The sequence below is a fragment of the Embleya sp. NPDC050154 genome (assembly GCF_044460165.1).
Classification (GTDB): domain Bacteria; phylum Actinomycetota; class Actinomycetes; order Streptomycetales; family Streptomycetaceae; genus Embleya.
The window spans coordinates 304-26,684 of the sequence record NZ_JBITJP010000013.1 but is presented as its reverse complement, the minus strand read 5'-3'; the positions used below and the strand labels follow the sequence as shown (position 1 = coordinate 26,684).

28 protein-coding genes are annotated in these 26,381 nt (G+C 72.5%); 13 read left to right on the top strand and 15 right to left on the bottom strand.

The window, feature by feature from the left end; translation table 11 throughout:
- Position 1: 1 nt before the first annotated feature.
- From ACIBSV_RS26320 to ACIBSV_RS26290, 7 genes are all read right to left on the bottom strand, one after another.
- On the bottom strand, positions 2 to 1,495 hold the full coding sequence (locus tag ACIBSV_RS26320) for an amidohydrolase family protein (protein WP_395867096.1): 1,494 nt from the start codon (positions 1,493 to 1,495) through the stop codon (positions 2 to 4).
- On the bottom strand, positions 1,492 to 1,824 hold the full coding sequence (locus tag ACIBSV_RS26315) for a phosphopantetheine-binding protein (RefSeq protein WP_395867094.1): 333 nt from the start codon (positions 1,822 to 1,824) through the stop codon (positions 1,492 to 1,494). The genes ACIBSV_RS26320 and ACIBSV_RS26315 overlap by 4 nt, the downstream gene beginning before the upstream one ends.
- A gap of 7 nt (positions 1,825 to 1,831) precedes the next feature.
- Positions 1,832 to 3,499, bottom strand: coding sequence for a (2,3-dihydroxybenzoyl)adenylate synthase (locus tag ACIBSV_RS26310; protein ID WP_395867092.1), 1,668 nt, complete (start codon positions 3,497 to 3,499; stop codon positions 1,832 to 1,834).
- Between the two features lie 3 nt (positions 3,500 to 3,502).
- Positions 3,503 to 4,549 carry a ketoacyl-ACP synthase III family protein gene (locus ACIBSV_RS26305; RefSeq protein WP_395867090.1) on the bottom strand — a complete coding sequence of 349 codons (1,047 nt, stop codon included), beginning with the start codon at positions 4,547 to 4,549 and terminating at the stop codon, positions 3,503 to 3,505.
- Entirely contained in the window at positions 4,549 to 5,892 is a 1,344-nt protein-coding gene (locus ACIBSV_RS26300) for a salicylate synthase (RefSeq protein ID WP_395867088.1), read from the bottom strand. The genes ACIBSV_RS26305 and ACIBSV_RS26300 overlap by 1 nt, the downstream gene beginning before the upstream one ends.
- A 273-nt stretch (positions 5,893 to 6,165) precedes the next feature.
- A complete protein-coding gene (locus ACIBSV_RS26295) occupies positions 6,166 to 7,368 on the bottom strand; it encodes a cation:proton antiporter (protein WP_395867086.1) in 1,203 nt (400 codons plus the stop codon).
- An 85-nt stretch (positions 7,369 to 7,453) separates the two neighbouring features.
- Positions 7,454 to 7,675 (bottom strand): hypothetical protein, encoded by a 222-nt coding sequence (locus tag ACIBSV_RS26290; RefSeq protein WP_020555717.1) that lies wholly within the window; start codon positions 7,673 to 7,675, stop codon positions 7,454 to 7,456.
- Between the two features lie 259 nt (positions 7,676 to 7,934).
- Between ACIBSV_RS26290 and ACIBSV_RS26285 the strand changes: the two genes are divergently transcribed.
- The 3 genes from ACIBSV_RS26285 to ACIBSV_RS26275 all read left to right on the top strand — a co-directional run bounded on the left by ACIBSV_RS26285 (position 7,935) and on the right by ACIBSV_RS26275 (position 8,794).
- Positions 7,935 to 8,093 (top strand): hypothetical protein, encoded by a 159-nt coding sequence (locus ACIBSV_RS26285; protein ID WP_395867084.1) that lies wholly within the window; start codon positions 7,935 to 7,937, stop codon positions 8,091 to 8,093.
- Positions 8,094 to 8,222: 129 nt separating this feature from the next.
- The gene (locus tag ACIBSV_RS26280) at positions 8,223 to 8,549 is read left to right on the top strand and encodes a DUF6247 family protein (protein WP_395867082.1); all 327 of its coding nucleotides are present in this window, start codon (positions 8,223 to 8,225) and stop codon (positions 8,547 to 8,549) included.
- Complete coding sequence (locus ACIBSV_RS26275; RefSeq protein ID WP_395867080.1) at positions 8,546 to 8,794, top strand: hypothetical protein; 249 nt, start codon at positions 8,546 to 8,548, stop codon at positions 8,792 to 8,794. Before ACIBSV_RS26280 ends, ACIBSV_RS26275 begins: the two co-directional genes overlap by 4 nt.
- A gap of 88 nt (positions 8,795 to 8,882) precedes the next feature.
- Here ACIBSV_RS26275 and ACIBSV_RS26270 read toward each other — a convergent pair whose 3' ends face one another.
- Together ACIBSV_RS26270 and ACIBSV_RS26265 are read right to left on the bottom strand one after the other, a co-directional pair.
- Positions 8,883 to 10,097 carry an acyl-CoA dehydrogenase family protein gene (locus ACIBSV_RS26270; protein WP_395867078.1) on the bottom strand — a complete coding sequence of 405 codons (1,215 nt, stop codon included), beginning with the start codon at positions 10,095 to 10,097 and terminating at the stop codon, positions 8,883 to 8,885.
- Positions 10,098 to 10,262: 165 nt separating this feature from the next.
- Positions 10,263 to 10,658 carry a VOC family protein gene (locus ACIBSV_RS26265; RefSeq protein WP_395867076.1) on the bottom strand — a complete coding sequence of 132 codons (396 nt, stop codon included), beginning with the start codon at positions 10,656 to 10,658 and terminating at the stop codon, positions 10,263 to 10,265.
- Positions 10,659 to 10,910: 252 nt separating this feature from the next.
- On the opposite strand from ACIBSV_RS26265, the gene ACIBSV_RS26260 reads away from it, so the two are divergent.
- The 6 genes from ACIBSV_RS26260 to ACIBSV_RS26235 all read left to right on the top strand — a co-directional run bounded on the left by ACIBSV_RS26260 (position 10,911) and on the right by ACIBSV_RS26235 (position 17,317).
- The gene (locus ACIBSV_RS26260) at positions 10,911 to 11,930 is read left to right on the top strand and encodes an ADP-ribosylglycohydrolase family protein (protein ID WP_395867074.1); all 1,020 of its coding nucleotides are present in this window, start codon (positions 10,911 to 10,913) and stop codon (positions 11,928 to 11,930) included.
- Between the two features lie 61 nt (positions 11,931 to 11,991).
- Positions 11,992 to 13,479: a phosphatase PAP2 family protein gene (locus tag ACIBSV_RS26255; RefSeq protein ID WP_395867072.1), complete on the top strand. Its 1,488-nt coding sequence runs from the start codon at positions 11,992 to 11,994 to the stop codon at positions 13,477 to 13,479.
- Between the two features lie 352 nt (positions 13,480 to 13,831).
- Positions 13,832 to 14,173: a hypothetical protein gene (locus ACIBSV_RS26250; RefSeq protein ID WP_395867070.1), complete on the top strand. Its 342-nt coding sequence runs from the start codon at positions 13,832 to 13,834 to the stop codon at positions 14,171 to 14,173.
- 209 nt (positions 14,174 to 14,382) lie between these two features.
- The gene (locus tag ACIBSV_RS26245) at positions 14,383 to 15,063 is read left to right on the top strand and encodes a uracil-DNA glycosylase (RefSeq protein ID WP_395867068.1); all 681 of its coding nucleotides are present in this window, start codon (positions 14,383 to 14,385) and stop codon (positions 15,061 to 15,063) included.
- Between the two features lie 230 nt (positions 15,064 to 15,293).
- The gene (locus ACIBSV_RS26240; protein ID WP_395867065.1) at positions 15,294 to 16,583 is read left to right on the top strand and encodes a MurT ligase domain-containing protein; all 1,290 of its coding nucleotides are present in this window, start codon (positions 15,294 to 15,296) and stop codon (positions 16,581 to 16,583) included.
- Positions 16,583 to 17,317, top strand: a complete 735-nt coding sequence (locus ACIBSV_RS26235; protein ID WP_395867445.1) for a type 1 glutamine amidotransferase — start codon at positions 16,583 to 16,585, stop codon at positions 17,315 to 17,317. The genes ACIBSV_RS26240 and ACIBSV_RS26235 overlap by 1 nt, the downstream gene beginning before the upstream one ends.
- A 90-nt stretch (positions 17,318 to 17,407) precedes the next feature.
- Here the strand turns inward: ACIBSV_RS26235 and ACIBSV_RS26230 are convergent, their stop codons facing one another.
- The 3 genes from ACIBSV_RS26230 to ACIBSV_RS26220 all read right to left on the bottom strand — a co-directional run bounded on the left by ACIBSV_RS26230 (position 17,408) and on the right by ACIBSV_RS26220 (position 19,931).
- A complete protein-coding gene (locus tag ACIBSV_RS26230) occupies positions 17,408 to 18,466 on the bottom strand; it encodes a cation diffusion facilitator family transporter (protein ID WP_395867063.1) in 1,059 nt (352 codons plus the stop codon).
- On the bottom strand, positions 18,463 to 18,849 hold the full coding sequence (locus tag ACIBSV_RS26225) for an ArsR/SmtB family transcription factor (protein ID WP_395867061.1): 387 nt from the start codon (positions 18,847 to 18,849) through the stop codon (positions 18,463 to 18,465). Before ACIBSV_RS26225 ends, ACIBSV_RS26230 begins: the two co-directional genes overlap by 4 nt.
- Positions 18,850 to 19,055: 206 nt before the next feature.
- Positions 19,056 to 19,931 (bottom strand): PaaX family transcriptional regulator C-terminal domain-containing protein, encoded by an 876-nt coding sequence (locus ACIBSV_RS26220; RefSeq protein WP_395867059.1) that lies wholly within the window; start codon positions 19,929 to 19,931, stop codon positions 19,056 to 19,058.
- Positions 19,932 to 19,992: 61 nt separating this feature from the next.
- Here ACIBSV_RS26220 and ACIBSV_RS26215 point away from each other — a divergent pair, with 61 nt between their 5' ends.
- The 3 genes from ACIBSV_RS26215 to ACIBSV_RS26205 all read left to right on the top strand — a co-directional run bounded on the left by ACIBSV_RS26215 (position 19,993) and on the right by ACIBSV_RS26205 (position 23,026).
- Positions 19,993 to 21,162 carry an LLM class flavin-dependent oxidoreductase gene (locus tag ACIBSV_RS26215; RefSeq protein WP_395867057.1) on the top strand — a complete coding sequence of 390 codons (1,170 nt, stop codon included), beginning with the start codon at positions 19,993 to 19,995 and terminating at the stop codon, positions 21,160 to 21,162.
- A 39-nt stretch (positions 21,163 to 21,201) separates the two neighbouring features.
- Entirely contained in the window at positions 21,202 to 22,266 is a 1,065-nt protein-coding gene (locus tag ACIBSV_RS26210; RefSeq protein ID WP_395867055.1) for a zinc-binding dehydrogenase, read from the top strand.
- 331 nt (positions 22,267 to 22,597) lie between these two features.
- The gene (locus ACIBSV_RS26205; RefSeq protein WP_395867053.1) at positions 22,598 to 23,026 is read left to right on the top strand and encodes an ATP-binding protein; all 429 of its coding nucleotides are present in this window, start codon (positions 22,598 to 22,600) and stop codon (positions 23,024 to 23,026) included.
- A gap of 39 nt (positions 23,027 to 23,065) precedes the next feature.
- On the opposite strand, the gene ACIBSV_RS26200 is transcribed toward ACIBSV_RS26205, so the two are convergent.
- Positions 23,066 to 23,581: a GNAT family N-acetyltransferase gene (locus ACIBSV_RS26200; RefSeq protein ID WP_395867051.1), complete on the bottom strand. Its 516-nt coding sequence runs from the start codon at positions 23,579 to 23,581 to the stop codon at positions 23,066 to 23,068.
- A gap of 51 nt (positions 23,582 to 23,632) precedes the next feature.
- Between ACIBSV_RS26200 and ACIBSV_RS26195 the strand changes: the two genes are divergently transcribed.
- On the top strand, positions 23,633 to 24,199 hold the full coding sequence (locus ACIBSV_RS26195) for a TetR/AcrR family transcriptional regulator (protein ID WP_395867049.1): 567 nt from the start codon (positions 23,633 to 23,635) through the stop codon (positions 24,197 to 24,199).
- A gap of 39 nt (positions 24,200 to 24,238) precedes the next feature.
- Here the strand turns inward: ACIBSV_RS26195 and ACIBSV_RS26190 are convergent, their stop codons facing one another.
- Together ACIBSV_RS26190 and ACIBSV_RS26185 are read right to left on the bottom strand one after the other, a co-directional pair.
- Positions 24,239 to 25,222, bottom strand: coding sequence for an NAD-dependent epimerase/dehydratase family protein (locus ACIBSV_RS26190; protein ID WP_395867047.1), 984 nt, complete (start codon positions 25,220 to 25,222; stop codon positions 24,239 to 24,241).
- Positions 25,223 to 25,306: 84 nt separating this feature from the next.
- Positions 25,307 to 25,786: a MarR family winged helix-turn-helix transcriptional regulator gene (locus ACIBSV_RS26185; protein ID WP_395867045.1), complete on the bottom strand. Its 480-nt coding sequence runs from the start codon at positions 25,784 to 25,786 to the stop codon at positions 25,307 to 25,309.
- Positions 25,787 to 26,381: the final 595 nt, after the last annotated feature.

Genomic DNA, 26,381 nt, shown 5'->3' with positions numbered 1-26,381 from the left:
CTCATTTCCGCTGTCGTCGAGATTTCCGGGGTCGTCCGGTGAGCGCGGCCACCACGTCCGGGTCGATGCCCAGGCAGCGCACCGAGAACGAGCCGAGCGCCGCCAGGTACTCCGCTTCCAGGTCGGCCTCGTCGACGCCGGTGGCCCGGCCGCCCTCGACCAGGACCCGGCCCGCGACCAGGACGGTGTCCACGTCGGTGGATCCGCCGAGTGCGAGGAAGGCCTCCAGAGGACGCGGGTTGAGCAGGTAGCGCCAGTCGTCGGTCGGGATCAGCTGGAGGTCCGCCTGCTTGCCCGCCTCGATGCTGCCGATCTCCGCGGCCCAGTCCAGACCTCGGGCGGGCAGCCGGGTGGCCATCGCCAGCGCGTCGGTGGGCAACACCTCGGTGGGATCGGCGTACATCTCGTTGTACATCTGCCAGCAGGCCCGCATGGCCTCGGCCATGCCGCCGATCGGCAGCGAGGCACCGTCCGTGGACAGCGAGACGTCCAGACCGGCGCGCCGGAACCGGGGCATCGCCCGGGTCTCGGTCAGCGCGGACTCCCCCGCCGGACCGTACTTCGCCGGCGAGTGGCTGATGTGCGCGTTCGCCTCGATCAGCAGCTTGCTCTCGTCCTCGTCCGCGAACGCGCAGTGCACCGCCATGAACCGGTCGGACAGCAACCCGAGTTCGGCGAACCGGCGGACCGGGGTGTTGCCGTGGTAGGCCAGCATGACCGCGGACTCGTTGCGCAGCGCACCCACGTGCGTGCCGAACGGAACGTCGTAGCGGTCCACCAACTCTGCCAGCCCGGCGCCGAGTTCGTCGCTCATGTTGGTGCCGTAGACCGCGGTCGGCCAGGCCCGGACCAGCCCGTCGGGATCGGCCGCGACCTCGCGCAGCACGTCCTCGATCCGGCGCAGTTCGTCGTCCGCGTCACGGGTGCGACGAAACCGTGTCTCGCCCTCCGCGCACACCGCGTCGCTCGCCCACGTGCTGACCACGCAGCGCATGCCCAGGTCCCGTGCGGCCCCGATCAGCGCCTGGGGCCGGTTGAACGAGCCGACGTCGCCGAGGGTGGTCGTCCCCGACCGCAACTGGGTCCACATCGAGTAGCGCGCGATGGCCGACGCCTCGTCCGGGGTGAGCAGTTCGAGCTGATCGTGGAAGACGTCGAAGGCGGTCGAGATCTGCCGGATGTCGCCGCCCAGGGCCATGAACGCGGGCTTGTCGTCCCGATCGGCGGGCGGTCGCAGGGCCCCCTTGAACGGGAACCGCAGTGCGAACATCTCGTGCCAGTGCGCGTTCACGAAGCCGGGCAGGATCATCTTCCCGCGCGCGTCGATCGTGCGCAGGTCCGCCCGCAGGGCCGGCGTCAAGCCGGCCTCGACATCGGCGGTGGTCCCGACCGCGGCGATCCGCCCGGCCTCGACCAGGACCGAACCGTCCGGGATCACCCGTGCGCCGGTGTCTCCCGGATACAGGCAGCCGCCCCGGATCAACAGCGCGCTCATCGGTCCGCCTCCGGCTGCCCCTTCGCTCCGGCCGCGGCGAACCGCTCGGTCCACGCGTCGATGGTCGGTTCGGCGGCCAGGTCGCGGAATTCGACCGCCAGGCCCTGCCGTCGCCACCGGGTGACCAGGCGCATCATCTCCAGCGAACCCAGGCCGAGCAGCACGAGGTTGGCATCGCCGGCGATCTCGCCGGAGGGGGTGCCGATCATCGCCGAGACGCTCTCGCGCAGGTCGGCCGAGGTCGGCGGAGCGGGGGTGGGCCCGGCGGTCCCGGTCGTGCCGGTGGTGCCGGTGGTGCCGGAAGTGCTGGTGCTGGTGGTGCCGTCCATGTCCGGTTCACCCTTCCCGGTGTTCGGAGACGGTTGCGGCCGGTCCCCAATTCCGGCTCAGTGTCGGGTCGTTCGCCGCTGCCGTGAGGACCTTCTTGTCCACCTTGCCGAGCGCGGTCAGCGGGAAGGCGTCGACGTGTTCCATCCGGTCGGGCAGCTTGTACTCGGCCAGCCCGCGCTCGTGCAGGGCCCGCTTGAGGTCGGCCAGGGTCGGCGGTTCGCCCCGGCAGATCACGAACGCGTGGATGCGCTCGCCGAGGAACTCGTCCGCGACCGGGACCACCGCGGCGGCGTCCACCGCGGCGCAGCTCAGCAGGTGGCCCTCCACCTCGCCGGCGGCGATCTTGTCGCCGCCGCGGATCACCACGTCCTTGAGCCGCCCCTCGATCACCAGGTGCCCGGCCGGGGTCAGTCGGGCCAGGTCGCCGGTGCGGTAGAAGCCGTCCGAGGTGAAGGCGCGCCCGTTGTGCTCGTCGGCGCGGTAGTAGCCGCGCAGCGTGTACGGGCCGCGGGTGAGCAGTTCACCGACCGCACCGAGCGGCACATCGGCGTCCCGCTCGTCCACCACGCGCACCTCGTCGGCCGCCGAGATCGGGCGGCCCTGCGTGGTCAGGACGGCCTCGGCGTCGTCGTCGGGGCGGGACATCGCGAGCAGGCCCTCGGCCATCCCGAACACCTGCTGCAATCGGCAGCCGAAGCCCGGCTCGATCCGGGCGGCCAGTTCGACCGGCAGCTTGGCGCCGCCGATCTGGATCAGCCGCAGGCTCGACAGGTCCGCCGCCCCCCACTCCAGCGCCTCCAGCCACAGCCGGGCCACGGTGGGCACCACCGAGGTGAGGGTGACCCGCTCGCGCTCGATGGCACGGAAACAATCGTCGGCGGAGGGGTCCTCGGCCAACACGACGGTGCCGCCGGCCGCGAGCGTGCCGAGCACACCGGGGCAGCCCCAGGTGAAGTTGAACTCCACCGGCAGCGCGGCCAGGTACACCTCGTCCGGGCCGACTTCGCACACCTCGGCCGCCGTCCGGATCTGGTAGGCGTAGTCGTCGTGCGTGCGCGGAATCAGCTTGGGCAGCGCGGTGGTTCCGCCGGAGAGCAGGAAGAACGCCACATCCGCCGGGTCGTTCGCGGGCAGCGGGAGCGGATCGGCGTCCACGCTCGCCAGTGCGAACACCGATGCGCCGGCTCCGGGCGGCGGGTCGCCGTGCACGAACACCGCGCGCAGACTCGGGACTTCGTCGAGCATGCGGAGCGCGAGACCGGCGTGGTCGAAGCCCCGATGACGATCGGGCACCACGTATGCCGACGCCCCGGACGACTCGCACAGGTGCCGGATCTCGTTGGCACGGTGCGACGCGAGCGAGAACACCGGCTTGACGCCGACCCGGAACAGCGCGAACGCGACGATCACGAACTCGGCGACGTTGGGCAGCTGGAGCACCACCCGCTCGCCGGGACGCAGGCCCAGCCGGTGGAACCCGGCCGCCATCCGGTCGATCCGGTCGGCCAGGTCGCGGTAGGAGAGCCTGCGTTCGCCGCCGACCAGGGCGGTGCGGTCGCCGTGCGCGTCGGCCCAGGCCCGGGGCAGGCCGCCGAGGTCGACGCCGAGCCACAACCCGTCGCGCCGATAGCGTGCGGCGACCTCCGCCGGCCACGGTACACATCCGTCCGGCATCGGTCAGCCCTCCTTCGCGGGCTCGTACGGGGCGAGGATCTCCAGCACCGCGCAGTCGGTCTCCATGCCCGGCCCGGCGCACAACAGCAGGACGTGATCGCCGGGGACCACCTCGCCGCCGGTCCACACGTGTTCGAGGCCGATGAACGGGTCCGCCGCACCGGCGTGCCCGAGCGTGCGGGTGAGCTCCCAGGTGCCGCGTGTGTCGTCGATGCCCAGCGGGTCGAGGTAGATGCTCTCCAACGCGCCCCGGGTGTAGCCGGAGTGGCAGATCCGGGCCACCTTGTCCAACGCCAGGCCGGCCTCGGCCAGCGTGCGCTCGACCGTATCGGCCACCACGTCACCGAAGTGCCCCATCGGCGGTGCCACACCCTTGGCCCACTGCTCGCGCCAATAGGCGCTGCGTTCCTCGAAGTTGAGCGAGCGGCCGATGGTGATGCCGGGCGGGAAGCGCTTCTCGCCGCCTCGGTGCAGTTCCTCCATCGACGGATTCGACACCGCCCCGAAGGCCAGCAGTCGGGCGAAGCCGGCCCGCCGGGACACCACCGCGGCCGCGCCGCCGTCCGCGAGCAGGAACAACTTCGACGCCCGCCACCGATCCACCAGCGGGGTACCGAAGTTGTCTCCGCAGGTCAGCAGCACCGCGTCGTGGTCCGGGTTGCCGAGCAGCCGGTACGCGGCGCTCTCCAACGCGGCCAGCGAACCCAGACAACCCGGCCCCACCTGGACCGCGGTGATCGGCCGGTCCAACGTGTTGCGCAGCACGTAGTGCGGCGCCGACCAGCCGTCCGGGCCCTGGTGGTGGGTGGCGGTGTGCAGCAGCGCGCCGAAGTCGTCCGGATCGTGGCCCGATCGGCGCACCGCGACCTCGGCCGCCCGCACCGCCATGTCCGGCCCGGGCAGGTCCCCGGCGACCATCACCGACTCCATGCCGGACGCCTCGCGGTCCGCCGGGTCGTACCAGGACGCGCCGACCGCGAACGCGGTGCTCACCACGTCGGGTCGATACGAGCCCACGCCCGCGACGAACACGTCTTCGTGGAACCTCATCACGCGTCCTCCTCCCGCGCGGGCACCAGGTAGCGCGCCACGCTCTCCAACTTCTCGCAGGTCTCCTCGAACTCCCGTTCCGGCGTCGAGTGGCCGACGATGCCGGCGCCCGCGCGCAGCCAGGTGTGCCCGTCCTTGCGGTAGGCGCTGCGCAGCACCAGGGCCGCGTCCAGTTCGCCGGTGTGGTCCACCGTGAGCACCGCGCCGCTGTACAGACCGCGCGCGCCGGGCTCGTGTCGGCGGATCGAGGTGTACGCGGCGTCCTTGGGCACGCCGGACGCGGTCACCGCCGGGAAGACGGCGGCGAAGGCGTCCCAGATGCCCGCGCCCGGCGCCAGTTGCCCGGACACCCGGGAAGCCAGGTGCTGCACACTGCCGCGCTCGCGTACGGTCATGAACTCGGGCACCGACACGCTGCCCTCCACACACACGTCCTCGAGTTCGTCGGTCCCGGTCTTGACCGAGATCGCGTGCTCGTAGACCTCCTTCGCGGAGGCCAGCAGGTCGGCGCGCAGGCCCTCGTTGACGAGCAGGTCGGGGGTCAGCGCGCGGGTGCCCGCCAGCGGTTGGCTGACCACGGTGCCCGCCGCGGACACCTTGACCACGATCTCCGGACTGAAGCCGATCGCCTCGATGCCGCCGAGGTCGAGCAGGAACGAGCGGGCCGGGTTGTTGCTCCGCCGGCCGGTCACGTAGGTGGCGATCAGGTCGATGTCCTCGTCCACGTCGACCACCCGGGAGAGGATCACCTTGTGCAGGTCGCCGTGGTTGATCTCGTCCACCGCGAGCTTGACCGCCTCGCGGTACTCGAACTCGCCCCGGCCGTGCACGTCCAGCGGTCGGGCCGGCTCGGCGGATCCCGCGACCGGTGTGTCGATCGTGGTCATCAGGGCGCTCAGCGTCTCCTGGTCGACCGCGCGCAACAGCGCGTGCCCCTCCTCCAGTCGGACCTCGGCGCGCGGCACCACCAGGTGCAGCAGTCGCTCGTCGCCGACGTGCGTGAGGTCGCCGTCCTTGGCGTAGGACAGTTCGAAGGCCGCCCAGCCGTACGCGCGCCACTCGGGCACCGTCACGGTGTCCAGGAGTCGGGACACCAGGTCCAGCGGCCGGTCGTCCCAGGGCAGCACGATGTCCGGCTCGTGCTCTCGGCTCAGCCTGGCGCCGTGCCGGTCCAGCGTGAGTTCGGCCCGCACCCCGCCCGCGTACGACCACGTGCCGCCATTCTCGTAGACCACGTAGGACGCGTGCAGGCCGGAGCCGGCCAGTCGGGCCGCGACGAGCAGCGGCTCCTCGGCGAGCGGGATCTGCGTCTCGAAGTAGTGCAGCCACCTGGTGGGACTCATCTGCGGGCGTCCTCTCGTAGCGGTCGGGATCGCGCGTCGACGACCGCGACGCGCACGGCCGCGGGCGGGACGGCGGCGGGGGCGCGGCGGGCCGGAGTCGGACCGATGCCTTGGGTTACCGTCAACGACGATACGGAGGTAACCGGGTGGGAACCACAAGCCCGCGATAAGGGGTTCTTCTCGAAACGCGAAGTCGGCGCATCCCGTTGGGGATACGCCGACTCGGGGTGTGCCACCCCGGCCCGGACCGGACCGGGGCCCGACCGTCCGCCGCTACCGCGGCGTCAGGTCGTCGTCCTCCTCGATCGGGGCCGGCACCGCCTTGGGGCCGAACAGGCGGCGCAGCACGGGCTCGGCGTAGCGCGCCGTGAAGGGGCCGGCCACCACCAGGATGAGCACGTACGCGGCGGCGAACGGTCCCATCCGCGGCTCGACACCCGAGGTCGCCGCCAGGCCGGCGATCACGATGGAGAACTCGCCGCGCGCGACCAGCGCACCGCCCGCCCGGTAGCGGCCGGGTTTGGCGATGCCCGCGCGGGCGGCGGCCCAGTAGCCGGTGGCGATCTTGGTCAGCGCGGTGATCAGCGCCAGGGCGGCGGCGGGCAGCAGTACGCCGGGCAGCGCGCCGGGGTCGGTGGACAGACCGAAGAACACGAAGAAGACGGCCGCGAACAGGTCGCGCAGTGGCGCGAGCAGGGTCTGCGCGTGTTCGGCGACGTCGCCGGAGATCGCGATGCCGACCAGGAAGGCGCCGACGGCGGCGGACACTTGCAGCTTGTCCGCGATGCCGGCGACCAACAGGGTCAGGCCGAGCACGCCCAGCAGCAGGAACTCCGGTTCCTCGCTGGAGAGCGCCTTGGAGATCCGGCCGCCGTGCCGGAGCGCGAGGAAGAGCACGATGCTGATCGTGCCCAGCGCGATGGCCACGGTGAGCGAGCCGCCGAGCAGTCCGACGCCGGCCAGCAGCGCGGTCAGGATGGGCAGGTAGAGCGCCATCGCGAGGTCCTCGATGACCAGCACGGACAGCACCACCGGGGTCTCCCGGTTGCCCAGGTGGCCCAGGTCGCCAAGTACCTTCGCGATCACACCGGACGAGGAGATCCAGGTGACGCCGGCCAGTGCGAGCGCGGCGGTGGGCCCCCAGCCGAGCAGCAGGCCGGCCACGAAGCCGGGCACCGCGTTGAGCAGCGCGTCGATCGCTCCGGCGGGCGCGGCGGCGCGCAGGTTGGTGACCAGTTCGCCGGCCGTGTATTCCAGGCCCAGCAGCAGCAGGAGCAGGACGACGCCGATCTCGGCGCCGATCTCGATGAAGTTGTCGCTCTGTGACAGGTCGAGCACGCCGCCGTGGCCGAAGGCGAGGCCGCCGAGGAGGTAGAAGGGAATGGGCGACATCCCCATCCGGGTCGCGACCCGGCCGAGGATGGACAGGCCCAGGATGATGGCGCCGAGTTCGATGAGCAGTGTTGCCGGGTGCATGGGTGGGTTGTGCTCGCGGTGTTCGAAGGGGCAGGACGGTCTGCGGCTCGAACCGCGGGTTGAGGGGGGTCCGCGGGCGGGTGGGTCAGTCCTCGGCGAGCAGTTCCGCGAGCGCGACGGCCTCGGCGCGGGTCAGCCGCACGCCCGGGCCGCACGCGTCGGGGTCGTCGACGTTGTAGAAGGCGATCCGACGCACGCCGTCCCGGCCGGCGACCACGGAGATGGCCCGGCCCGCGACGGTGGACAGGGTGTACTGCGTACCGATGCCCGGGAGGGGGGTTTCGCTGATCGGGACCTGGCCGCCCATGAGGTTCTCCTGTTCGAACGAGGGCCTTCAGATTAGGTGCAACCGGGGGATGGTCGGCCCTCTTCCCCCGGGTGTCGAGCTTCCTCGGGCACGACCCCGGTTCGACACGGTTTGTGTGGGCGTCATGGGGGCGTCGGATGTCCGCGCCCCGGACGACCACCGCGGGCGGTGGTCCGGCGCCGGCGGGGTATTCGGAAAGTGACGTCGCCGCCGCGACGTGTCCGGACTCGTCCGGACCCCGCCTCGCCAGGAGGTTACCGTGACCGATCCGTGGCCGGACCCGTTGCCCCCGGTCCCGCCGATGCCCAGCCCGCACCCGCTGCCGGAACCCGGCCCCGAGCCGCTGCCGCCGGACCCGGGCCGGCCGCCGGTCCCGGACGAGCCGGAACCCGAACCACAACCGGCACCGATGCGCTGACCCGGGCCGAGCCCGGTCGGACCGTCGCATCCGGGGTCGCGCGCGGCGCGCGCCCAACGACGCGGGGCGTACGCCCGACGCGCACGCGCCGACTACCGCGCGGTCCGGCCGGGCCGGCACGCTCAGTACATGGACGAGCACCTTCCCGTTCCCGCGCCCCGCACCGCCGATCTCGTCATCCGCGTCGGCGGCGCCCGCTGGCCGTCGCCCGCCGAGATCCGCGCCGAGTTGCCCGAGGACGCGCGTGCCGAGTTCGAGCGCGAGTTCGCCGGCGCGCTCGACCACGCTCATGGCACCGGACAACTCGCCGCCCTGGCCGATGTCCTGGCCGGCTGGCAGCGCCATCTCATCCTCCGACGCACCGGCGACTACGAGCGGGTTGTCGAACGGTCCGCCCGACTGCACGCGGGCGAGCGGTTGGAAACCGTGCCCGCCGCCCAAACCAGGCGCGCATGAGCTGCCTGGTGGTGTACGACGCGCCCGCCGCCCGCCAGAAGGCAACCCTGCCCACCAGCGCGATCGGCGCGCTCAACACCCTGGAAAGTGCGCTGGAGCGCGACCCCTGGGCGGTCGGCGGCCGAATGCACAGCGGCCTCAAGACCATGCGCGAGGCCCCGTTCGGCTCCTTCGGCTTCATCACGTTCGTCATCGAGGACAGCCGCGTCCGGGTCACCGTGATGAACGTGGTCTGGACCGGCTGAACCGGCGATTCACGGGCGACCGTCGCGACACCCGACCCGTGCCTCGGGCCGAGTGACGCGACGCCTCGCGGCGCCCGGTAGCCCCGCGTCAGCGAATCGGCACGTCCGCCAACGTCCGCGCGATGACCAGTCGCTGGATCTCGCTGGTGCCCTCGAAGATCGTGTAGATCGCGCTGTCCCGGTGCATGCGCTCGACCGGGTACTCGCGGGTGTATCCGTTGCCGCCGAGAATCTGCATCGCGGCGGAGGTCACCCACTTGGCGGTCTCTCCGGCGTACAGCTTGGACATCGAGCCCTCGGCCGCGGTGAACGGCTGGTTCGTCGCCGCCATCCACGAGGCCCGCCAGGTGAGCAGTCGGGCCGCGTCGATCCGGGTGCGCATGTCGGCGATGGTGAACGCGACGCCCTGGTTGTCGATGATCGGCCGGCCGAACTGCTCGCGGACCTGCGCGTATTCCAGGGCCACCTCGTAGGCGGCGCGCGCGATGCCCACCGCCTGGGCGGCCACCGCCGGGCGGGAGGACTCGAAGGTGGCCATCGCCGCGTTCGAGCGCCCGGACGTACCCGCCTTGGCCCGCGCGATCCGTTCGTCCAGCTTCTCCTTGCCGCCGAGCAGGCAGTCGCCGGGGACGCGCACGTTGTCCAGCACCACCTCGGCGGTGTGCGACGCGCGGATCCCGTGCTTCTTGAACTTCTGGCCCTGGGACAGGCCGGGCGTGTTCGGCGGGATCACGAAGCTCGCCTGACCGCGCGAGCCCAGGGCGGGGTCGGTGGTGGCAACCACGACGTGCACGTGCGCGATGCCGCCGTTGGTGGCCCAGGTCTTGACCCCGTTGAGGATCCAGTCGCCGGTGGCCTCGTCGTGGACGGCGCGGGTGCGCATCGAGGAGACGTCGGAGCCGGCGTTGGGCTCGGAGGAGCAGAACGCGGCGACCCGGATGTCGTCGGCGGTGCCGAACAGTTCCGGCGCCCACGTGATGATCTGCTCCTGGGTGCCGTTGGCCACCAGGCCGGCCGCGGCGAGCGCGGTGCCGGTCAGCGCCAGGCCCAACCCGGCGTCGCCCCAGAAGAGTTCCTCCATGATCAGCGGCATGCTCAGCCCGGTGGGATCGAAGGCCTGGGTGGTGAAGAAGTCGAGGGAGTACAGTCCGACCTTGGCGGCTTCCTGGATGATCGGCCAGGGGGTCTCCTCGCGCTCGTCCCACTCGGCGGCGGCCGGGCGCATGGTGTCGGCGGCGAAGGTGTGCACCCAGTCGCGGATGGTGGTCTGGTCCTCGTTCAGGGCGAGGTTGAAGGCGGTCATGGGTGGCGGGCCCCCGGGCATCGTCGAATTGTTACCGGCTGGTAGCTTGAGTGTGTCGTCGCCACCCGAGAGCGTCAAGGGGCCCGGGACCACCGGCCGATCGGGGTTCGCGACCGCCTCGCGGGGCGATCCGCGACGACTCCCGCCACCGCTTCGGACGACCCGTCAGATCCCGGGTCGAAAGCGCATCGGATGCTCGTCCGGAACCTGCACCACGCAGATCCGCACGCCGTCCGGATCGGCGATCCACATCTCGTCCAACCCCCACGCCTCGCGGCGCGGCTCGCGCAGCACGGTGGCGCCCTTGCCCAGGAGTTCCTTGTGGGTGGCGACCAGATCCCGTACCTGGAGCCACAGTCGCAGATCCTCGGACCCCGGCCCGACCGCGGACGCGCTGCCGGAGACCTCCAGGAAGCCTCCGCCGAGGAAGAACACGGTCCCGCGATGGATCCCGGTCCCGAACTCGCGGGCGATCGCGAGTCCGAGCACATCGCGGTAGAAGACCAGCGAGCGTTCGAGATCGGTGGGCCGCAGCAGGATGCGACCGGAGAGTACGTCCATGCCCTCAGCTTCGCCCCGGGCCGCCGATTCCGAACCCTCACCGAACGGGCGCCTCACCCGGCGGGCCGCCCGGACGCACCGTCCCCACGCACCACCTCGGCCCGCCGTTCTCGACCCGCCACGTCGGCCCGCGCCCCGCGCGCCGGCGTGCCCGGCACCGCCCCGCGCCGGCCGCATCGAGCCGAACCGGAAAAAGATCCGGGCGATGATCGTCGGGCCGGCAGGCTGGTGCTCGACGAAGGGTGGTGCCACATGGTGGGGAACGCGGAGCGCGTGCGCGGGAGCATGTTCGGCCTGGCGTACGGGGACGCGTTGGGCGCGCCGACGGAGTTCCTGTCCTACGCACAGATCGTGCGGCGGTACGAACTGCCCGGCCCGCTGGATCTGGAGGGCACGCCGGCCCTGGTCACCGACGACACCCAGATGGGCCTGGCGGTGGCGCACGCGCTGATCGACGCGCGCGCGGACGGTGGCGCGTTGACCGCCGAGCGGTTCGCGCCGCTGGTGATCCACCACTTCCTGACCTGGTGGGACTCCCCGGACAACACCCGCGCGCCGGGGCACACGTGTATGTCCGCGTGCGCGGAGCTGGCCGCCGGCCGAACCTGGCTCGACGCGACCCGACGCGGCTCCAAGGGCTGCGGCGCGAACATGCGGGTCACCCCGCTGGGCCTGGTCGACGCCCTCGGCGAGGCCGACCGGTGCGGCGCGGCGCAACTCCAGGCGGCCGTCACCCACGGCCACCCCACCGCGCTGGCCGCCTCGGACCTGACCGCGACCGCCGTGCACGCGCTGCGCGTCGGGGTCTCCATCGGCGACCTGCCCGGGTACCTGCGCGCGCACGCCGAGGCGCAGCGCAAGGTCTATCGGGCCGACTGGCTCGGCGAGGGCCTGTGGCGTGGTCCGTTCGCGGACACCCCGGAGGGCTTCATCGCGCGCGGCTGGGACGAATGCCTGGGCGTGCTGACCCGGCTGGAGCGGGCCCTGTCGGAGCGCGATCGACGATCGGACCCGTGCCGCATCACCGGCGCTGGGTGGATCGCGGAGGAGGCGCTGGCCACGGCGGTGTTGTGCGTCGCGCTGTACCCGGACGACCCGAGGTCGGCGCTCGCCCGGGCCGCGGCCACCTCCGGCGACTCGGACTCGATCGCCGCGCTGGCGGGCGCGATGATCGGCGCCGTACACGGCCTGGACGGGTGGCCCGCCGAGTGGCTCGATCGCATCGAGTATCGGGCCGAACTGTCCGAGGTGTCCGAGGCCCTCCGTATGTGACATGGGTCGCGGTGTGCCGAGCGCTTGCGGGTCGGGAGCGCTTGCGGGTAGTGATGGCGCCATGGGAAAGATCCATGCCGCCGACCGGGCGGCCTTCGCGTGGGTGGCAACGCATCATGTGCCGTGGGCGAACAAGGCGCTGCCCGCCTTGTCGCGCGCGGCGAACCATTCGCGCCTGTGGGCGGTGACCGGTGCGGGGATGGCGCTTTCCGGTGGACGCAGCGGGCGCCGGGCGGCATTGCGCGGGCTGGGTTCGGTGGCGCTGGCGTCGACCGTGACCAATGTGGTCCTCAAAAGCTGGGTGCGCCGGCCCCGGCCGGTGATAGACGCGGTACCGATCGCCCGCCGGCTGAGCCGGCAGCCGTGGACGACCTCGTTCCCCTCGGGGCACGCGGCGTCCGCGGCGGCCTTCGCCACCGGCGTCGCGTTGGAGTCGCGTCCGCTGGGCGTGGCGGCCGGCGCGCTGGCCGGTTCGGTGGCCTTCTCCCGGGTGTACACGGGCGTGCACTACCCGGGTGACGTGCTCGCGGGCGCGGCGCTCGGCGCGGGTCTGGCCGCGGTGACGCTGCGCTGGTGGCCGACCCGGCCGGTGGAGGCCGCGTCCGCGCCGCAGCCGCGCGGGAAGGTGCCGGCGCTGGGCGAGGGCGACGGCCTGGTGGTCGTGGTCAACCGCTCGGCGGGCCCCGAGGGCGACACCGCCCAGCGCCTGCGCGAACTCCTGCCCGGGGCCAAGGTGGTCGAGCGCGGCCAGAATGGCGACCTGGTCGCGCTGCTGTGCGAGGCGGCCCGGGAGGCGCGGGTGTTGGGCGTCGCGGGCGGCGACGGCAGTGTGAACTGCGCCGCGCGGATCGCGCTCGACCGGGGCATGCCGCTCGCGGTCTTCCCCGCCGGCACGCTCAACCACTTCGCCGGCGACCTGGGCCTGACCCGGTTGGAGGACACCGTGATGGCGCTCTCGGCGGGCGAGGCGGTGCTGGTGGACGTCGCCGAGTTGCAGCGCGACCACTCGCACCCGTTCTCCGACGACGGCGAGGAATTGGGTCCCGAGCTCTTCCTGAACACCTTCTCGCTCGGCGTCTACCCCGATCTGGTGCGCTTCCGCGAGGAGTTGGAGGGCAAGATCGGCAAGTGGCCGGCCATGCTGGTGGGCCTGGTCCGGGTGCTCCGGGACGCGGGTCCGGTCAAGATGCGGGTCAACGGTCGGCCGCGCTCGTTGTGGCTGCTGTTCCTGGGCAACGGCCAGTACGCCCCGGAGGGCTTCGCGCCCACCTACCGCCCCGACCTCACCGACGGCCTGCTCGACGTACGCATCGTGGACGCCTCCCGCCCGCTGGCCCGCACCCGCCTGGTGGCCGCGGTGTTGTCCGGCACCCTGGGCACCTCGCGCGTGTACGAGGCCTCCACGGCCCGCACGGTCAGGCTCTCCGAGATCCAGGAGGGCGCCGAACTCGCCGTCGACGGCGAGGTCCGCCCCGGCGCCTCGCAACTGCGCGTCGCCAAGGGCCGCCGCCTGATGGTCTACCGCCCGGACGGCGCGGTTCGCGACTGACCCCGCATCGCCCACGCCGCCACCACGCCGCACACCCCGCCCCGCCGCTTGGCCGCCTCACCACGCCGCCCGTGTACCTGCGGCCGAACTCGCCCGGCTTGCCGTCGACTTGTCCCGGCAGGCCCGGGGGCGCCCGGAACGGAAACCGGAACGGGGGTCCCGTGCGTGGTGGGGGTGCGAGGCCCGTGATTCGGGGCACCGCTACGGTGTGGGCCGCCGGTCGATGGGCCGGGGGGATGCGAGCTGTTGTCGATAAGGGGCAGTGGTGGCGGTTTCGGGGGCGATATCCGGGTCGGCCGGACGTATGGCGGCGATATTGGCGGCGGGAAGAGTCGCCGCCGGGGTGGTGTCCATGGTGGCTCCGCGCGGTGGGGTGTGGTTGCGGCCCACCGCGGCCCGGGAGGCGTCGTTGCTGGGCCGCGGCCTCGGCGCGCGGGATGTCCTGCTGGGCACGGGCGTACTGCGCGCCCTCGCGGCCGGCCGGGGCAGTGCCGAGTGGGGCTGGCTCGTGGTGGCCTCGGATCTGGTCGACGGGGCCGGCGGCGCGATCGAGTGGCGCCGCCTGACCCCCGCGGAACGCACGTGGGTGGGCGCGGTCTTCGCGTTGGCCGCGTGCGAGGCGGCGGTGGCCCTGTCCCTGGCCGGCTCGGACCCCGAGGATGCCTGGGACATCGTGACGGGCTTGATCGAGTAGCCCGCGGCTGCCGGTCCGGGTGCGGCGAGGCGGATCGCCTCGGCCGCCCGGCCGGCGAACCGCGGGCGCCCGACCGGGGCACCCGGGCCCGACCGCGTCCGGGCGAATCCGGGCCGGCGGCGCGGCACGAACCCGGCCCGTGCCAGGGAGTGCCCGCGCAACGCCTCTACGGCAGGGGGTGTCACCCGTTTGCCCTATGCTCAACTCCCATGGTGGCACGGCCGTTGGGCGAAATTGTCGAGGCAGGATGGGCGAAGGCCCTGGAACCGGTGGCGGGCCGTGTGGCCGCCATGGGCGACTTCCTGCGAGGAGAGATCGCCGCGGGGCGGCGTTACGTGCCCGCGGGCGCGAATGTGTTGCGGGCGTTCACGCAGCCGTTCGCGGATGTGCGGGTTCTGATCGTGGGTCAGGACCCCTATCCCAACCCCGGACACGCGGTGGGACTGAGCTTCGCGGTCGCCCCCGAGGTACGGCCGTTGCCGGGCTCGCTGATCAACATCTTCACCGAGATGAACCGCGACCTGGACCTGCCGATGCCGACCAACGGCGACCTGACCCCGTGGGCCTCCCAGGGTGTGCTGCTGCTCAACCGCGCGCTGACCACCGCCCCCGGTCGCCCCGCCGCCCACCGCGGCAAGGGCTGGGAAGAGGTCACCGAGCAGGCGATCAAGTCCCTCGCGGCGCGCGGCACTCCGCTGGTGTCCATCCTGTGGGGCCGCGACGCCCGCAACGCCCGGCCGCTGCTGGGCCCCGGCGCGGCGGTGGTGGAGTCGGCCCACCCCTCCCCGATGTCCGCCGCCGGCGGCTTCTTCGGCTCCCGCCCCTTCTCCCGCACCAACGACCTGCTGGTGGCCCAGGGGGCACAACCGATCGACTGGCGCCTTCCGTAACCCCAAAGCACCAACCCGCGCTCCGGGCCACACGCCCGGAGCGCGCACGCCCACCCGCCGCGAAACCCCGACCCACGCGAGGCGCGGGTGTGGGCGGACACACCCTCGCGACCCGGACAGGGCGCAACCACGACAACCACCCCGCGCGTCCACGCCTATAGGGTGGCGGCCGGTACAACCGGTCATGGGCCACCGCCGGTCGGGGCCGTCGCTTGGAGGAACCTTCTTCGATGTCAGGCAATAGCGTTCCCGGCCAGGGGGGTGCGCCGCAGCGCTCCCCCAAGGCGTTGCCGCCGCGTTCCAAACTGGCGATCACCGCGAGTCGGGTGACCGCGGCCATCTCGCGACGCGCCGGCAAGGGCAGCGGTTCGGTCATCGGCGGCAAGCTCGCGCTGCGGCTCGCTCCGGACCTGCTCGCGCAGTTGTCGGTGGACCTGCAGGTGGTGCTGATCTCCGGGACCAACGGCAAGACCACCACCACCCGCCTCGTCGCCGAGGCGATGCGCGCGGCGGGTCCCGTGGTGTCCAACGCGCTGGGCGCGAACATGCCGGCCGGAATCACCTCCGCGCTCGCGGGCGCCGGCGCCGAGGCCCGCTACGGCGTGATCGAGGTCGACGAGAAGTATCTCGCCGGTGTCGCCCGCGACTCCGACCCGGTCGCCATCGCGCTGCTCAACCTCTCCCGCGACCAGCTCGACCGCGCCGCCGAGACCCGGATGCTCGCCGAGAAGTGGCGCGAGGGCCTGCGCGGGCGCGACGCGATCGTGGTCGCCAACGCGGACGACCCGCTGATCGTGTGGGCCGCCTCCTCCAGCAAGGACGTGTTGTGGGTCGCCGCCGGGCAGACCTGGCAGGAGGACTCCTGGTCCTGCCCGCAGTGCGGCGGCGTGATGCAGCGTCCGGGCGACGACTGGTTCTGCTCGGAGTGCGACTTCCGCCGTCCCTCGCCGACCTGGTCGCTGGCCGGGGATCGCATGGTCGACCCGGACGGGCAGGTGTGGCCACTGCACCTCCAGCTCCCCGGCCGCGCCAACCGGGCCAACGCGGTCACCGCCGCGGCCGTCGCGTCGCTGTTCGGGGTGCCCGTGGACGCGGCCCTGGAGCGGATGAAGCACGTCACCGCCGTCGCCGGCCGCTACGACGTGGTCGACTACCTGGGTCGCAAGCTGCGCCTGTTGCTCGCGAAGAACCCGGCCGGTTGGGTCGAGACGTTCTCGCTGATCGACCCGCCGCCCACCCCGGTGATCCTGTCCGTCAACGCGCTCGACGCGGACGGCAAGGACACCTCGTGGATCTGGGACGTCGACTTCACCCAGCTCGCCGGCCGCCCGCTGTTCGTGCTCGGCCAGCGTCGGCTCGACCTGGCCGTCCGACTGGAGGTCGCGGGCCTGCAGTTCCAGGTCTTCGAGACGCTCGCCCAGGCGGTCGCCGCCTCGCCGCCCGGCCAGATCGAGGTCATCGCCAACTACACGGCGTTCCAACAGCTTCGCAAGACGATCAAGGAAGCGGCACAGGCATGATCGGTGAGAGCAGGCTGCGCCTGGTCTGGATCTACCCGGACCTGCTCAGCACATATGGCGACCAGGGCAACGCGCTGATCGTGGAGCGGCGCGCGCTGATGCGCGGCATCGAGGTCGAGCGCGTGGACGTGCGCTCCGACCAGCCCGTGCCCACCTCCGGTGACATCTACCTGATCGGCGGCGGCGAGGACCGGCCGCAGCGCCTGGCCGCCGAGCGGCTGCGCCGCGACCCGGGACTGGCCACCGCCGTGGGCGCCGGCGCCGCGCTGCTCGCGGTGTGCGCCGGATACCAGATCATCGGCAACGAGTTCATCGACGACCTGGACCAGCCCGAGGCGGGCCTGGGTCTGCTGGACGTACGCTCCGGCCGGGGCGCGCCCGGCAAGCGCTGCGTCGGCGAGGTGCTGGCCGAGGTCGACCCGGCGCTCGGCCTGCCGGTGCTCTCCGGCTTCGAGAACCACCAGGGCGTCACCTACGTGGGCCCCGGCGCCAAGCCGCTGGCCAGGGTCACCCACGGCAACGGGAACGGGACCGGCGACGGCACCGAGGGCGCCTACGCGGGTCGGGTGATCGGCACGTACATGCACGGGCCGGTGATGTCGCGCAACCCGGCGCTCGCCGACCTGCTGCTCACCTGGGCCACCGGCGTTCCGCTGACCCCGCTGGGGGACCACTGGCACGAGCAGTTGCGCTCCGAGCGCCTGCGCACGGTCCGGGCCGCCGCCTCGAACTGAGCAGGCCGCCTCGAACCGAGCACCAGGGAACATGCCGAGGGGCCCGGGTACCGATCGGTACCCGGGCCCCTCGGCCGTCCGCCCCACCCGTCAGGGCGTGTGCACCGCCCCGTGCGGGTCCTCGCAGTGCCCCCGCGTCGTGCCGATCGCCAGCACCGCCGGGTCGGCGTGGTCGACCTGGAGCGTGGTGTGGGTGATCGCGTACCGCTCGCGCAGCCGTTCCTGAAGCCGGTCGCGCACTCGGTGGCAGTCGTCGCCGGGCTCGACCAGGACGTGTGCGGACAGCGCCGGGAAGCCGGACGTGATGGTCCAGATGTGCAGGTCGTGGATCTCGGTGACGCCCTCGACCGAGGCCAGGTCGCTGCCGACCGAGTCCGGCTCGATGCCGGCGGGGGCCGCCTCCAGGAAGATCCGCCACGACTCGCGGACCAGCGCGATCCCGGACTTGAGCATCAGCGCCGCGACGATCAGCGACGCGATCGCGTCGGCCCGGGCGAAGCCGGTGCTCAGCACCACGATGCCGGAGATCAGCGTCGCGATGAACGCCCACAGGTCGTTCAGGATGTGCTGGTAGGCGCCCTCGATGTTGAGGCTGGAGCGGTTGGCCCGCGAGATCAGCCACGCCGCGATCACGTTGATCACGATGCCGACCGCGGCGGTGACGATCACCAGCGCGCCCTCGACGTCGGGCGGCGAGATCAACCGGCGGACCGCCTCGTAGGTGAACCACACCGCGAGTACCAGGAACGTGATGCCGTTGATCTGCGCGGACAGGATCTCGGCGCGCTTGAATCCATACGTCCAGCGCCCGCGCGCGGGTCGGGCCGCGAGGCGCATGGCGACCAGCGCGAGGCCGATCGCGAACGCGTCGGTGACCATGTGTCCGGCGTCGGTGATCAGCGCGAGCGAGTTCGCCAGGATGCCGACGATGACCTCGACCACGATGAACGCGCCGATCAGCACGAGCGCGGCGGTCAGGTAGCGCCGGTCCGCGTCCGGGGCCACACCGTGGGAGTGACCCGCGTGCCCGGATCCCCCGTGGTCGTGGCCGCCGTGGCCGTCGGGGGCGGCATGGGCACCGTACGACTCGCCGGCCGGCGCGGCGGACCCGGGTGCGCCCGGGGCGTGGTCGTGCTCGCGGGTGGTCATGAAATCCCTCCGGGAATCTCGCTCGCGCAGCCGGTGTGATCGGTGGCGGGGGCGTGGCCGATGTGCGCCAGCGCCACGTCCAGGAGCAGGCGTACGTGGGCGTCCGCGAGCCGGTAGTAGGCCAATCGGCCCTCCCGGCGCACCGTCACCACCTGGTGCGCGCGCAGCAGCCGAAGCTGGTGCGAGACCGCCGACTCGCCCTGCCCGCACGCGGCGGCCAGGTCGCGTACGCACAGTTCGCCCTCCAGCAGCGCGACCAGCAGGGTCAGCCGCCCGGGATCGCCCAGCAGCGCGAACACGTCCGCGGTCTCGGCCAGATGGGGGCCGTCGGGCAGCCGCGACCGCACCGAGTCCACCAGATCCGCGTTCACCGGCTGCGCCACCGGGTCACCTCCACGATCACGTCCGCCATCGCATCGACTCGGACATCGTAACGTCTGAACAGCTCTTCATACGAGCATGAGAAGAAGGTAGGGGGTGGGGGTATCCCTTCGCAAGCGCACCGCGCCGCCGGGCGAGACGAAAACGACGACGGACCTCGCCCCGACCGGTGGGGCGCCGGCCGGAACGAGGTCCGTTCGGGGGAACGTCAGCCCGTTCGCGGATCCCGATCCAGGTGCGCCCACCACCGCTGCGCCGGCTCGTGGACCCGCCGCCACGTGGCCACGAACAGGTCGCTCGCGGCCGGTCCCGGCCAGTCCGCCGGCAGCAGCGCCGCGGGCAGCCGCGGGTCGCGTTCGAAGGTCAGCCGCCACGCGTGCACCAGCCTGGTGCGCAGCTCGAAAGCCTCCTCGCCGGCGCCCGCCCGGGCATCGGTGAATCGGTTCACGAACGCCTCCAGGTCCGCCCGTACCGCACTCAGGTCCCACGCCTGGTCGACCAGGGCCCGTTCGCGCGCCGCGTCGCACACGGTGGAGGTCATCCAGGTCGCGTGCCCGGTCAGGCCGCGTTCGTCGATCAGCGCCCGCAGCGCGTCCACCCCGCCCGGGTCCGCCGCGATCCACACCCCTCGGCCCAGATCGCCGAAGCCCTCGAACGCGAGCTGCTCCTCGACCACCGCGCGCGCCTCGCGCAGTGCCGCCGGCGGCCGCAGGAGCAACTGCTGCCACTGCCCCGACCAGGGCGTCTCGCGCGTCGCCCGGGACAGCCGCTCGGTCCACCCGGTGAGCAGCCGGTACAACGACGGCGCGAGGGTCAGCCGGGTGTAGCGCCCCTGCGCCCGGGCCAACAGCCAGCCCTCCTGCGTCAGGCGGGTGATCGCCCGCCGGGTCGCCGCCTCCGGCACACCGAGCGCGCCGAGCGCGGCCACCGCCGTCGGCGACCACACGCCGTCGTGCCCGGGCCAGCGCACGTACTCCCCCAGCACGGTCAACAACAACGTGCGCGCACTGGGCCCGCCGCCGGCGGTGCGCCGGGTGCGCGGCGCCGTGCGGCCGTCGCCCCTTGTTTCCTCGTCATCCTCCATGTAGGACATAACTCATTCAAGCATGTTCTTGTGTCCTACGTTCCTATGAAGGGTTCCACTCGTGTCCGCAGCCGCTCCCCCGACCCGCTTCGGCGCCTTCATCGCCCCCTACCACGGCATCGACGGCAACCCCGCGCTGCAACTGCGCCGGGACCTCGACCTGGTCGAGCACCTGGACGCGCTCGGCTTCGAGGAGGCGTGGATCGGCGAGCACCACTCGGCCGGGTACGAGACGATCGCCTCGCCCGAGGTGTTCATCGCCGCCGCCGCCGAACGCACCACCCGGATCCGGCTCGGTACCGGCGTCAACTCGCTGCCGTACCACCACCCGTTGGTCCTGGCGGACCGCATCGTGCAGTTGGACCTGCAAGCGCGCGGACGGGTGATGTTCGGCTCCGGCCCCGGCCAACTGGCCTCGGACGCCTTCATGATGGGCATCGACCCGATGCGCCAGCGGAGCATGATGGCCCAGGCGCTGGCCGCGATCGTGCCACTGCTGCGCGGCGAGACGGTGACCATGAAGACCGACTGGTTCACTCTGGACCAGGCCCGGCTGCACCTGGCCCCGTACTCCCGCGACGGGATCGAGACCGTGTGCGCCTCCACCGTCTCGCCGTCCGGGTCGGTACAGGCCGGCACCCACGGCATGGGTCTGCTCTCGCTCGCCGCCGCCGACCCGTCGGGCCTCGCCGCTCTGGCCACGAACTGGGACGTGTACGCGAAGACCTGCGCCGAGCACGGCCATGTCGCCGACCGCGAGCGCTGGCGGCTGGTGGTGCCGATGCACCTCGCGGAGACCACCGAGGCCGCGCGCGAGCAGGCCGAGTACGGCGTGCACCACCTCGTCGACTACATCCAGGGACTGTCCGGGATGACCATGCCCTGGGGCGCGACCGCCCGGCAGGCCGTCGCGCAGTGGACCGGCGAGGGCTTCCCGACCTTCGGCGTCGCGATGATCGGCACACCCGCGCAGGCGATCGAACGCATCACCGCGATGGCCGAGCACTCCGGCGGCTTCGGCACGCTGCTCCTGCTCGACCTGCCGATCGCGCGCCCCGCGGACAAGCGGCGCAGCTACGAGTTGTTCGCCGAGTACGTCGTGCCGCACTTCACCGGCGCCAACTTGCCCCGGCAGGCCTCGATGGCCTGGGCGAACGAGAACAGCGAGCGCTTCATCGGCGCGCTGCGCCAAGCGGTCGTGGCCGCGATGACACCGCCCGCCGCCTCCTGAATCCACCCGTTCGTCGACTCACCAGGGAGATGACCCATCATGCGAGCAGCGGTACTGCGCGGCGGCGCGTTCACGGTCGAGGACATCGCGGCCCCCGAACCCGGCGAGGGGCAGGTCCTCGTGGAGACGGTGGCCTGCGGGATCTGCGGCTCGGACCTGTCCGCGTACAAGCACACCGCCGAGTTCCTCCAGGCCTCGATCGACTCCGATACGCCCTCGTTCGTCTTCGACCCGAACGCCGACCTGGTGATGGGCCACGAATTGTCCGCACGAGTGCTGCGACCCGGCCCGGGCGTGACCGGCTTCGAGGAGGGCGAGGTGGTGGTCGGTCTGCCGTGGGCGCTGGACGGCGGTGGTGTGTTGCGCACCATCGGCTACTCCAACACCTTCCCCGGCGGCTTCGGCGAGCGCATGGTCATGCAGGCCGCGGCCCTGGTCAAGGTGCCGTCGCACGTGCCGGCGCAGATCGCCGCGCTGACCGAGCCGCTCGCGGTCGGCTTCGGCAACGTGGCCCGCTCCGGCGCGGAGCGGGGCGGCGCGGCGATCGTGATCGGCGCCGGTCCGATCGGCCTGGGCGCGATCGCCGGCCTCGTCGAGCGCGGCGTGGCGCCGGTGGTGGTCTCCGAGCCCTCGCCGCGCCGCCGCGAACTCGCCCGCGCGTTCGGCGCGCACGTCGTGGTCGACCCGGCCGAGCGGGACCCGTTCCTCGCGTGGCGCGAGATCGCCGAGCCCGGACAACCGCTGACCGTCTTCGAGTGCTCGGGCAAGGCCGGGATGTTCGACCGGATCACCTACGCCGCGCCGCGCGGCGCCACCGTGCTGCTGATCGGGGTGTGCATGACCGAGGACACCTTCCGGCCGGTGGTGGGCATCTACAAGGACCTCACGGTCAAGATGTGCCTGACCTATCCACCCGAGGAGTACCCCCGGACGCTGGCCCGGATCGCCGCCGGCAGTGTGGACGCGGCGTCGCTGGTCACCGGTCAGGTCGGCTTCGCCGGGGTGGCCGCCGCGATCGACACGCTCGGCCGCCCGGACGAGCACGTCAAGGTTCTGGTCCGACCGCACCTGGAGGGCTCGGGCGTACATCCCGCCACCGCCTAGGCCCTGTCCGGCCCGGCGCCGGACGCCGGGGCCGGGCCTCGGCGGATGTCACGCGTACGAGTGGACCCGGTTCGGACGACCCTGGCGCGCGCCGTGCGCGGGCGGCGCGCCCGCCAGGGCGTTTCGCCGACCCACGCCCCGAACGCCCCGCCGAGCGGGGTGTGGAAGTGTCGCAAACTGGACGCGCCGGGCGTCGGAATCGGTACGCTCCGAGGGAATTCCCTCGGAAGATCCGTACACCCGCCATCGGGGACATCATGAGCCACACCGGGCACCGTCACGGTGCCGTGTCCGTCCATCACGTGACCGCCACCGGCTCGGGAGGCGCGGTATGACCGTGCTCAACGATGCCCAGCCGGTGTGTCGGTTCGATCTGCCGCCGCACGAGGCGGAGGTGTCCGCGGCGCGCCGCAAGGTGGTCGCGATCACCGTCGAGTGGGGCATGCCCGCGCATGGCGACCTCGTGGACACGCTGCGCCTGGTCGTGTCCGAGCTGGTGACCAACGCGGTCCGGCACGCGGGAGTACTGACCCCCGCCATCGGCGTCACCGTGCGCGGCACCGCCGAGGGTGGCGTGCAGGTGGGGGTGCACGACCGACACCCGTTCTGCCCGAAGGCGCTGTTGGAGACGGTCGACGACGACAGCGGGCGCGGCCTGCTGATCGTCAAGGCCCTGGTCGCGGAGGTCGGCGGGTACGCGGGGATCCAGCCGGACACGACCGGCGGCAAAACCGTGTGGGTGACCCTGCCCCTGCGCTGAACCGCTCGCGGACCCGCGGGGCGCGCTCGCCGCCGCCGCTCACAACTTCAGGTCGAAGCGCTGCTCGACTGCGTCGATCCCCCAGGCGCGGGCCGGATGCTCCTCCGTCAGGGTGAATCCGGCCCGGTCGTACAGATGCCGGGACGCGCCCAGGCCCGCGATCGTCCACAGGTACACCCCGGCCGCGTCGCGCCGACGGGCCTCGACCAGCGCGGTGTCGAGCAACGCACCACCCACACCACGTCCGCGCGCGGCCGGATCCAGGATCACCCAGCGCAGTCGCATCCACCCGTCCTCCTCGCGGGTCAGCCCGATCCCGCCCAGCACCCGCCGCCCGTCCTCCGCGACCCACATCCGCCCGGGCCCGTCGTCCCCCTCCCGCGCCCGGGCCTGCACGAGTCGGGCCATCCCGGCCGCGACATCCGCCTCCATGGTCGTGTCCATCCCGTACTCACGGCTGTACAGCACCCCGTGCAACGCGGCGATCGCCCCGAGGTCACCCGGCCGCGTCGCGTCACGAATGGTCACCGCCGCCGGGTCGGGCGTCGAGGTCATGATCCCGAAATCCCCTTCACTGAAACAGTCGTTTCAGTAGAGAGTAGGCGGGTGACCGCAGACGCGAAACCCCCCACCTCCGCCCGCCGCGCCGACCTGCTCGCCGCGAGCGTGGCCTACGTCGCCGAACACGGCCTGGCCGAACTCTCGCTGCGCCCGCTGGCCCAGGCGATCGGCTCCAGCCCGCGCGTCCTGCTCTACCTCTTCGGCTCGAAGGAGGGCCTGATCCGCGAGATCCTCGCCGTCGCTCGCGTCGAACAACTCGCCCTGGTCGAACGCGCCGACGATCACCCCGGCACCGCCCGGGAAACCCTCGACCTGCTGTGGACCTGGCTCGTCGTCCCCGAACGCCGCGGCGCCCTCCGGCTGTTCTTCGACGGCTACGTGCGCTCCTTCGACGCCCCCGACGGCCCCTGGTCCGACTTCGCCGGCAAGTCCCTGGACGACTGGCTCCCCCCGCTCGACCGCGTCCTCGCCGACCACCCCGTCCCATCGACCCTGGTCCTGGCCGTCCTGCGCGGCCTCCTCCTCGATCACCTCGCCGCGGACACTCCGCGACACCACGAGAGAGTCCAGGCCGCGTGGACGTCCTTCCTGGACCACGCCTTCCCGCACTGACGGGTACGCGCGCTCCGGTGGAGACGGACCGGGCCCGGCTCAGCCCGCCAGGAGCGTGGCCTCCTTCTCCGGCGGCAGTCCCACCACCGGCCGGTCCGAACGTTGCGGCACGATGCCGTTCACCGAGCGGAGCCAGGTCCAGGTGTCCGCGACGGTCTCCTCCACCGGCCGCACACGCAGTCCGGCGCCCAGTGCCTTGCGCACGTCGCGACGGTGGATGCTGTCGTAGTCCGCACCGGCCGGAAGCCAGATCGGCAGTTCGAGCCACGGCTCGATACCCGCCTTCACAATCGTGTCGGGATCGATCCAGCGCAGTTCCGCGTCCGAACCGGTGACCCGAACGCACAGATCGAGCAGCTCGCCCATCGTGCTGTGGCCCGTCGGGCTGACCAGGTTGTAGGCGCCACTGCGACCGGCCTCGGCCGCGTCCAGGGTCCATTCGGCCAGGTCACGGGCATCGATGAACTGAAGCTCGGCCTCCCGCGGCCCCGGCGCCAAAACCGGGCCGCCCCGCGCGATCCGGTTGAGCCACCACGGCAGCCGACCGATGTTCTCCCGCGGCCCCAGGATCAACCCGGCACGCCCGTGCACGTACCGATCGCCGAACGCCCGCTCGACGGCGATCTCCGCCCCGCGCTTGGCGTTCGGATAGGCCACGTCACCGTCGTCGGGCGACCCCTCGACCAGCGGAGCCTCCTCCCCCAGCCCGGCCGGCGTCGGCTGGTCGTACACCGAGCAACTCGAGACGTACGCATACCGACCGACACGATCGGCCAACAGGTCGGCCGAGTCGCGAACCACACGCGGCGCGGCACTCCAGGTGTCCACCGCCAGGTCCCACTCGCCTCCGGCCAACGCCGCCAACCCGCCCTCGGAGGTCCGATCCCCCACCAATGAGCGCACACCATCCGGCAGTTCATGCCGACCGCGATTGAACACGGTCACATCCCAGCCCCGATTCACCGCGGCATCGGTGACGGCCCGACCCACGAACGCGGTCCCACCCAGAATCAAAAGTCGCATGCCCCGACCCTGCCCACCCCCGCCCGCCCCCACAACCACGTCACGCTCTCGGCGGAATCGCCCTCGGCGAAAACCACCCACCGCTCACCCGGCCCCTCGCCGCGAGCAAGGCTCCCCCGCGGCGTCCTGCTCCACCAACTCCCGGTCCACCAACCGCAACAACCGCAACAACTCGGCCCGATCCGCCTCCCCCAGGCGATCGAACACCGCCGCCCCGGCCCCCTGCCGAATCGCCCGGATCCGCCGCAGCTCGGCCCGCCCCCGCTCGGTCAGCTCCACGAGCGTCGCGCGCCGGTCCAGTTCGGAGGCGCTGCGGCGGACCAGTTCGCGCGCGGCCAGGTCGTCCACGACGGTGGTCGCCGAGCGCGGCACGATCTCCAGCCGCGCGGCCAGGTCCGCCATCCGCAGCGGCTCGTCGGCATGGGCGAGCACCTTCATCGCGTGCGCCTGGGCCGGAGTCAGGCCCAGCGGGGCGAGTTCCCGGCCGGCGCGTACCCGGATGCGCTTGGCCACGCGCATGAACAGGTCGCCGATCGGCGCCGAGGTGGATTCCGGCGAACTCACGCGTGTCACGTCCCGAGGAGCGGGGATCCTGCTGGATCCGGGTGCGCCCATTGTCCCGTCAGGCGCGACCGGCAACGACGCGGGCGTGTGGTCGGCGCGGCGGGAGCGGGTCGGCGGAAGCGCGAGCGGAACGTGAGAGGGACCTGGGGGCGTGGGGGATGGACGGGCGGACTTGCCGGGGTTGCGGGGGTGGGCCGGGCCGACGCGCCACAGTCGCGGGGACGGCCGGACCGACTTACCGGAATCACAGGCACCGCCGCCACCCACCCGAATCGCGGACACGGGCGGGCCGACGCGCCAAAGTCGCGGGGACGGCCGGGCCCACTTGCCGGGATCGCAGGGACCGCCGCCACCCACCCGAATCGCGGACACCGGCGGGCCGACGCGCCAAAGTCGCGGGGACGGCCGGGCCCACTTGCCGGGATCGCAGGGACCGCCGCCACCCACCCGAATCGCGGACACGGGGGGGCCGACGCGCCAGAGTCGTGTCCCGCGGCGTTGCTGCTTGTTGGGCGACTTCGTCGCCGGCTCGCGAGGCACCACTTTTTTGCTCCCCCGCTTCGCTCCTCCGCAAAAAAGCGGCCCCTCGCTCGTG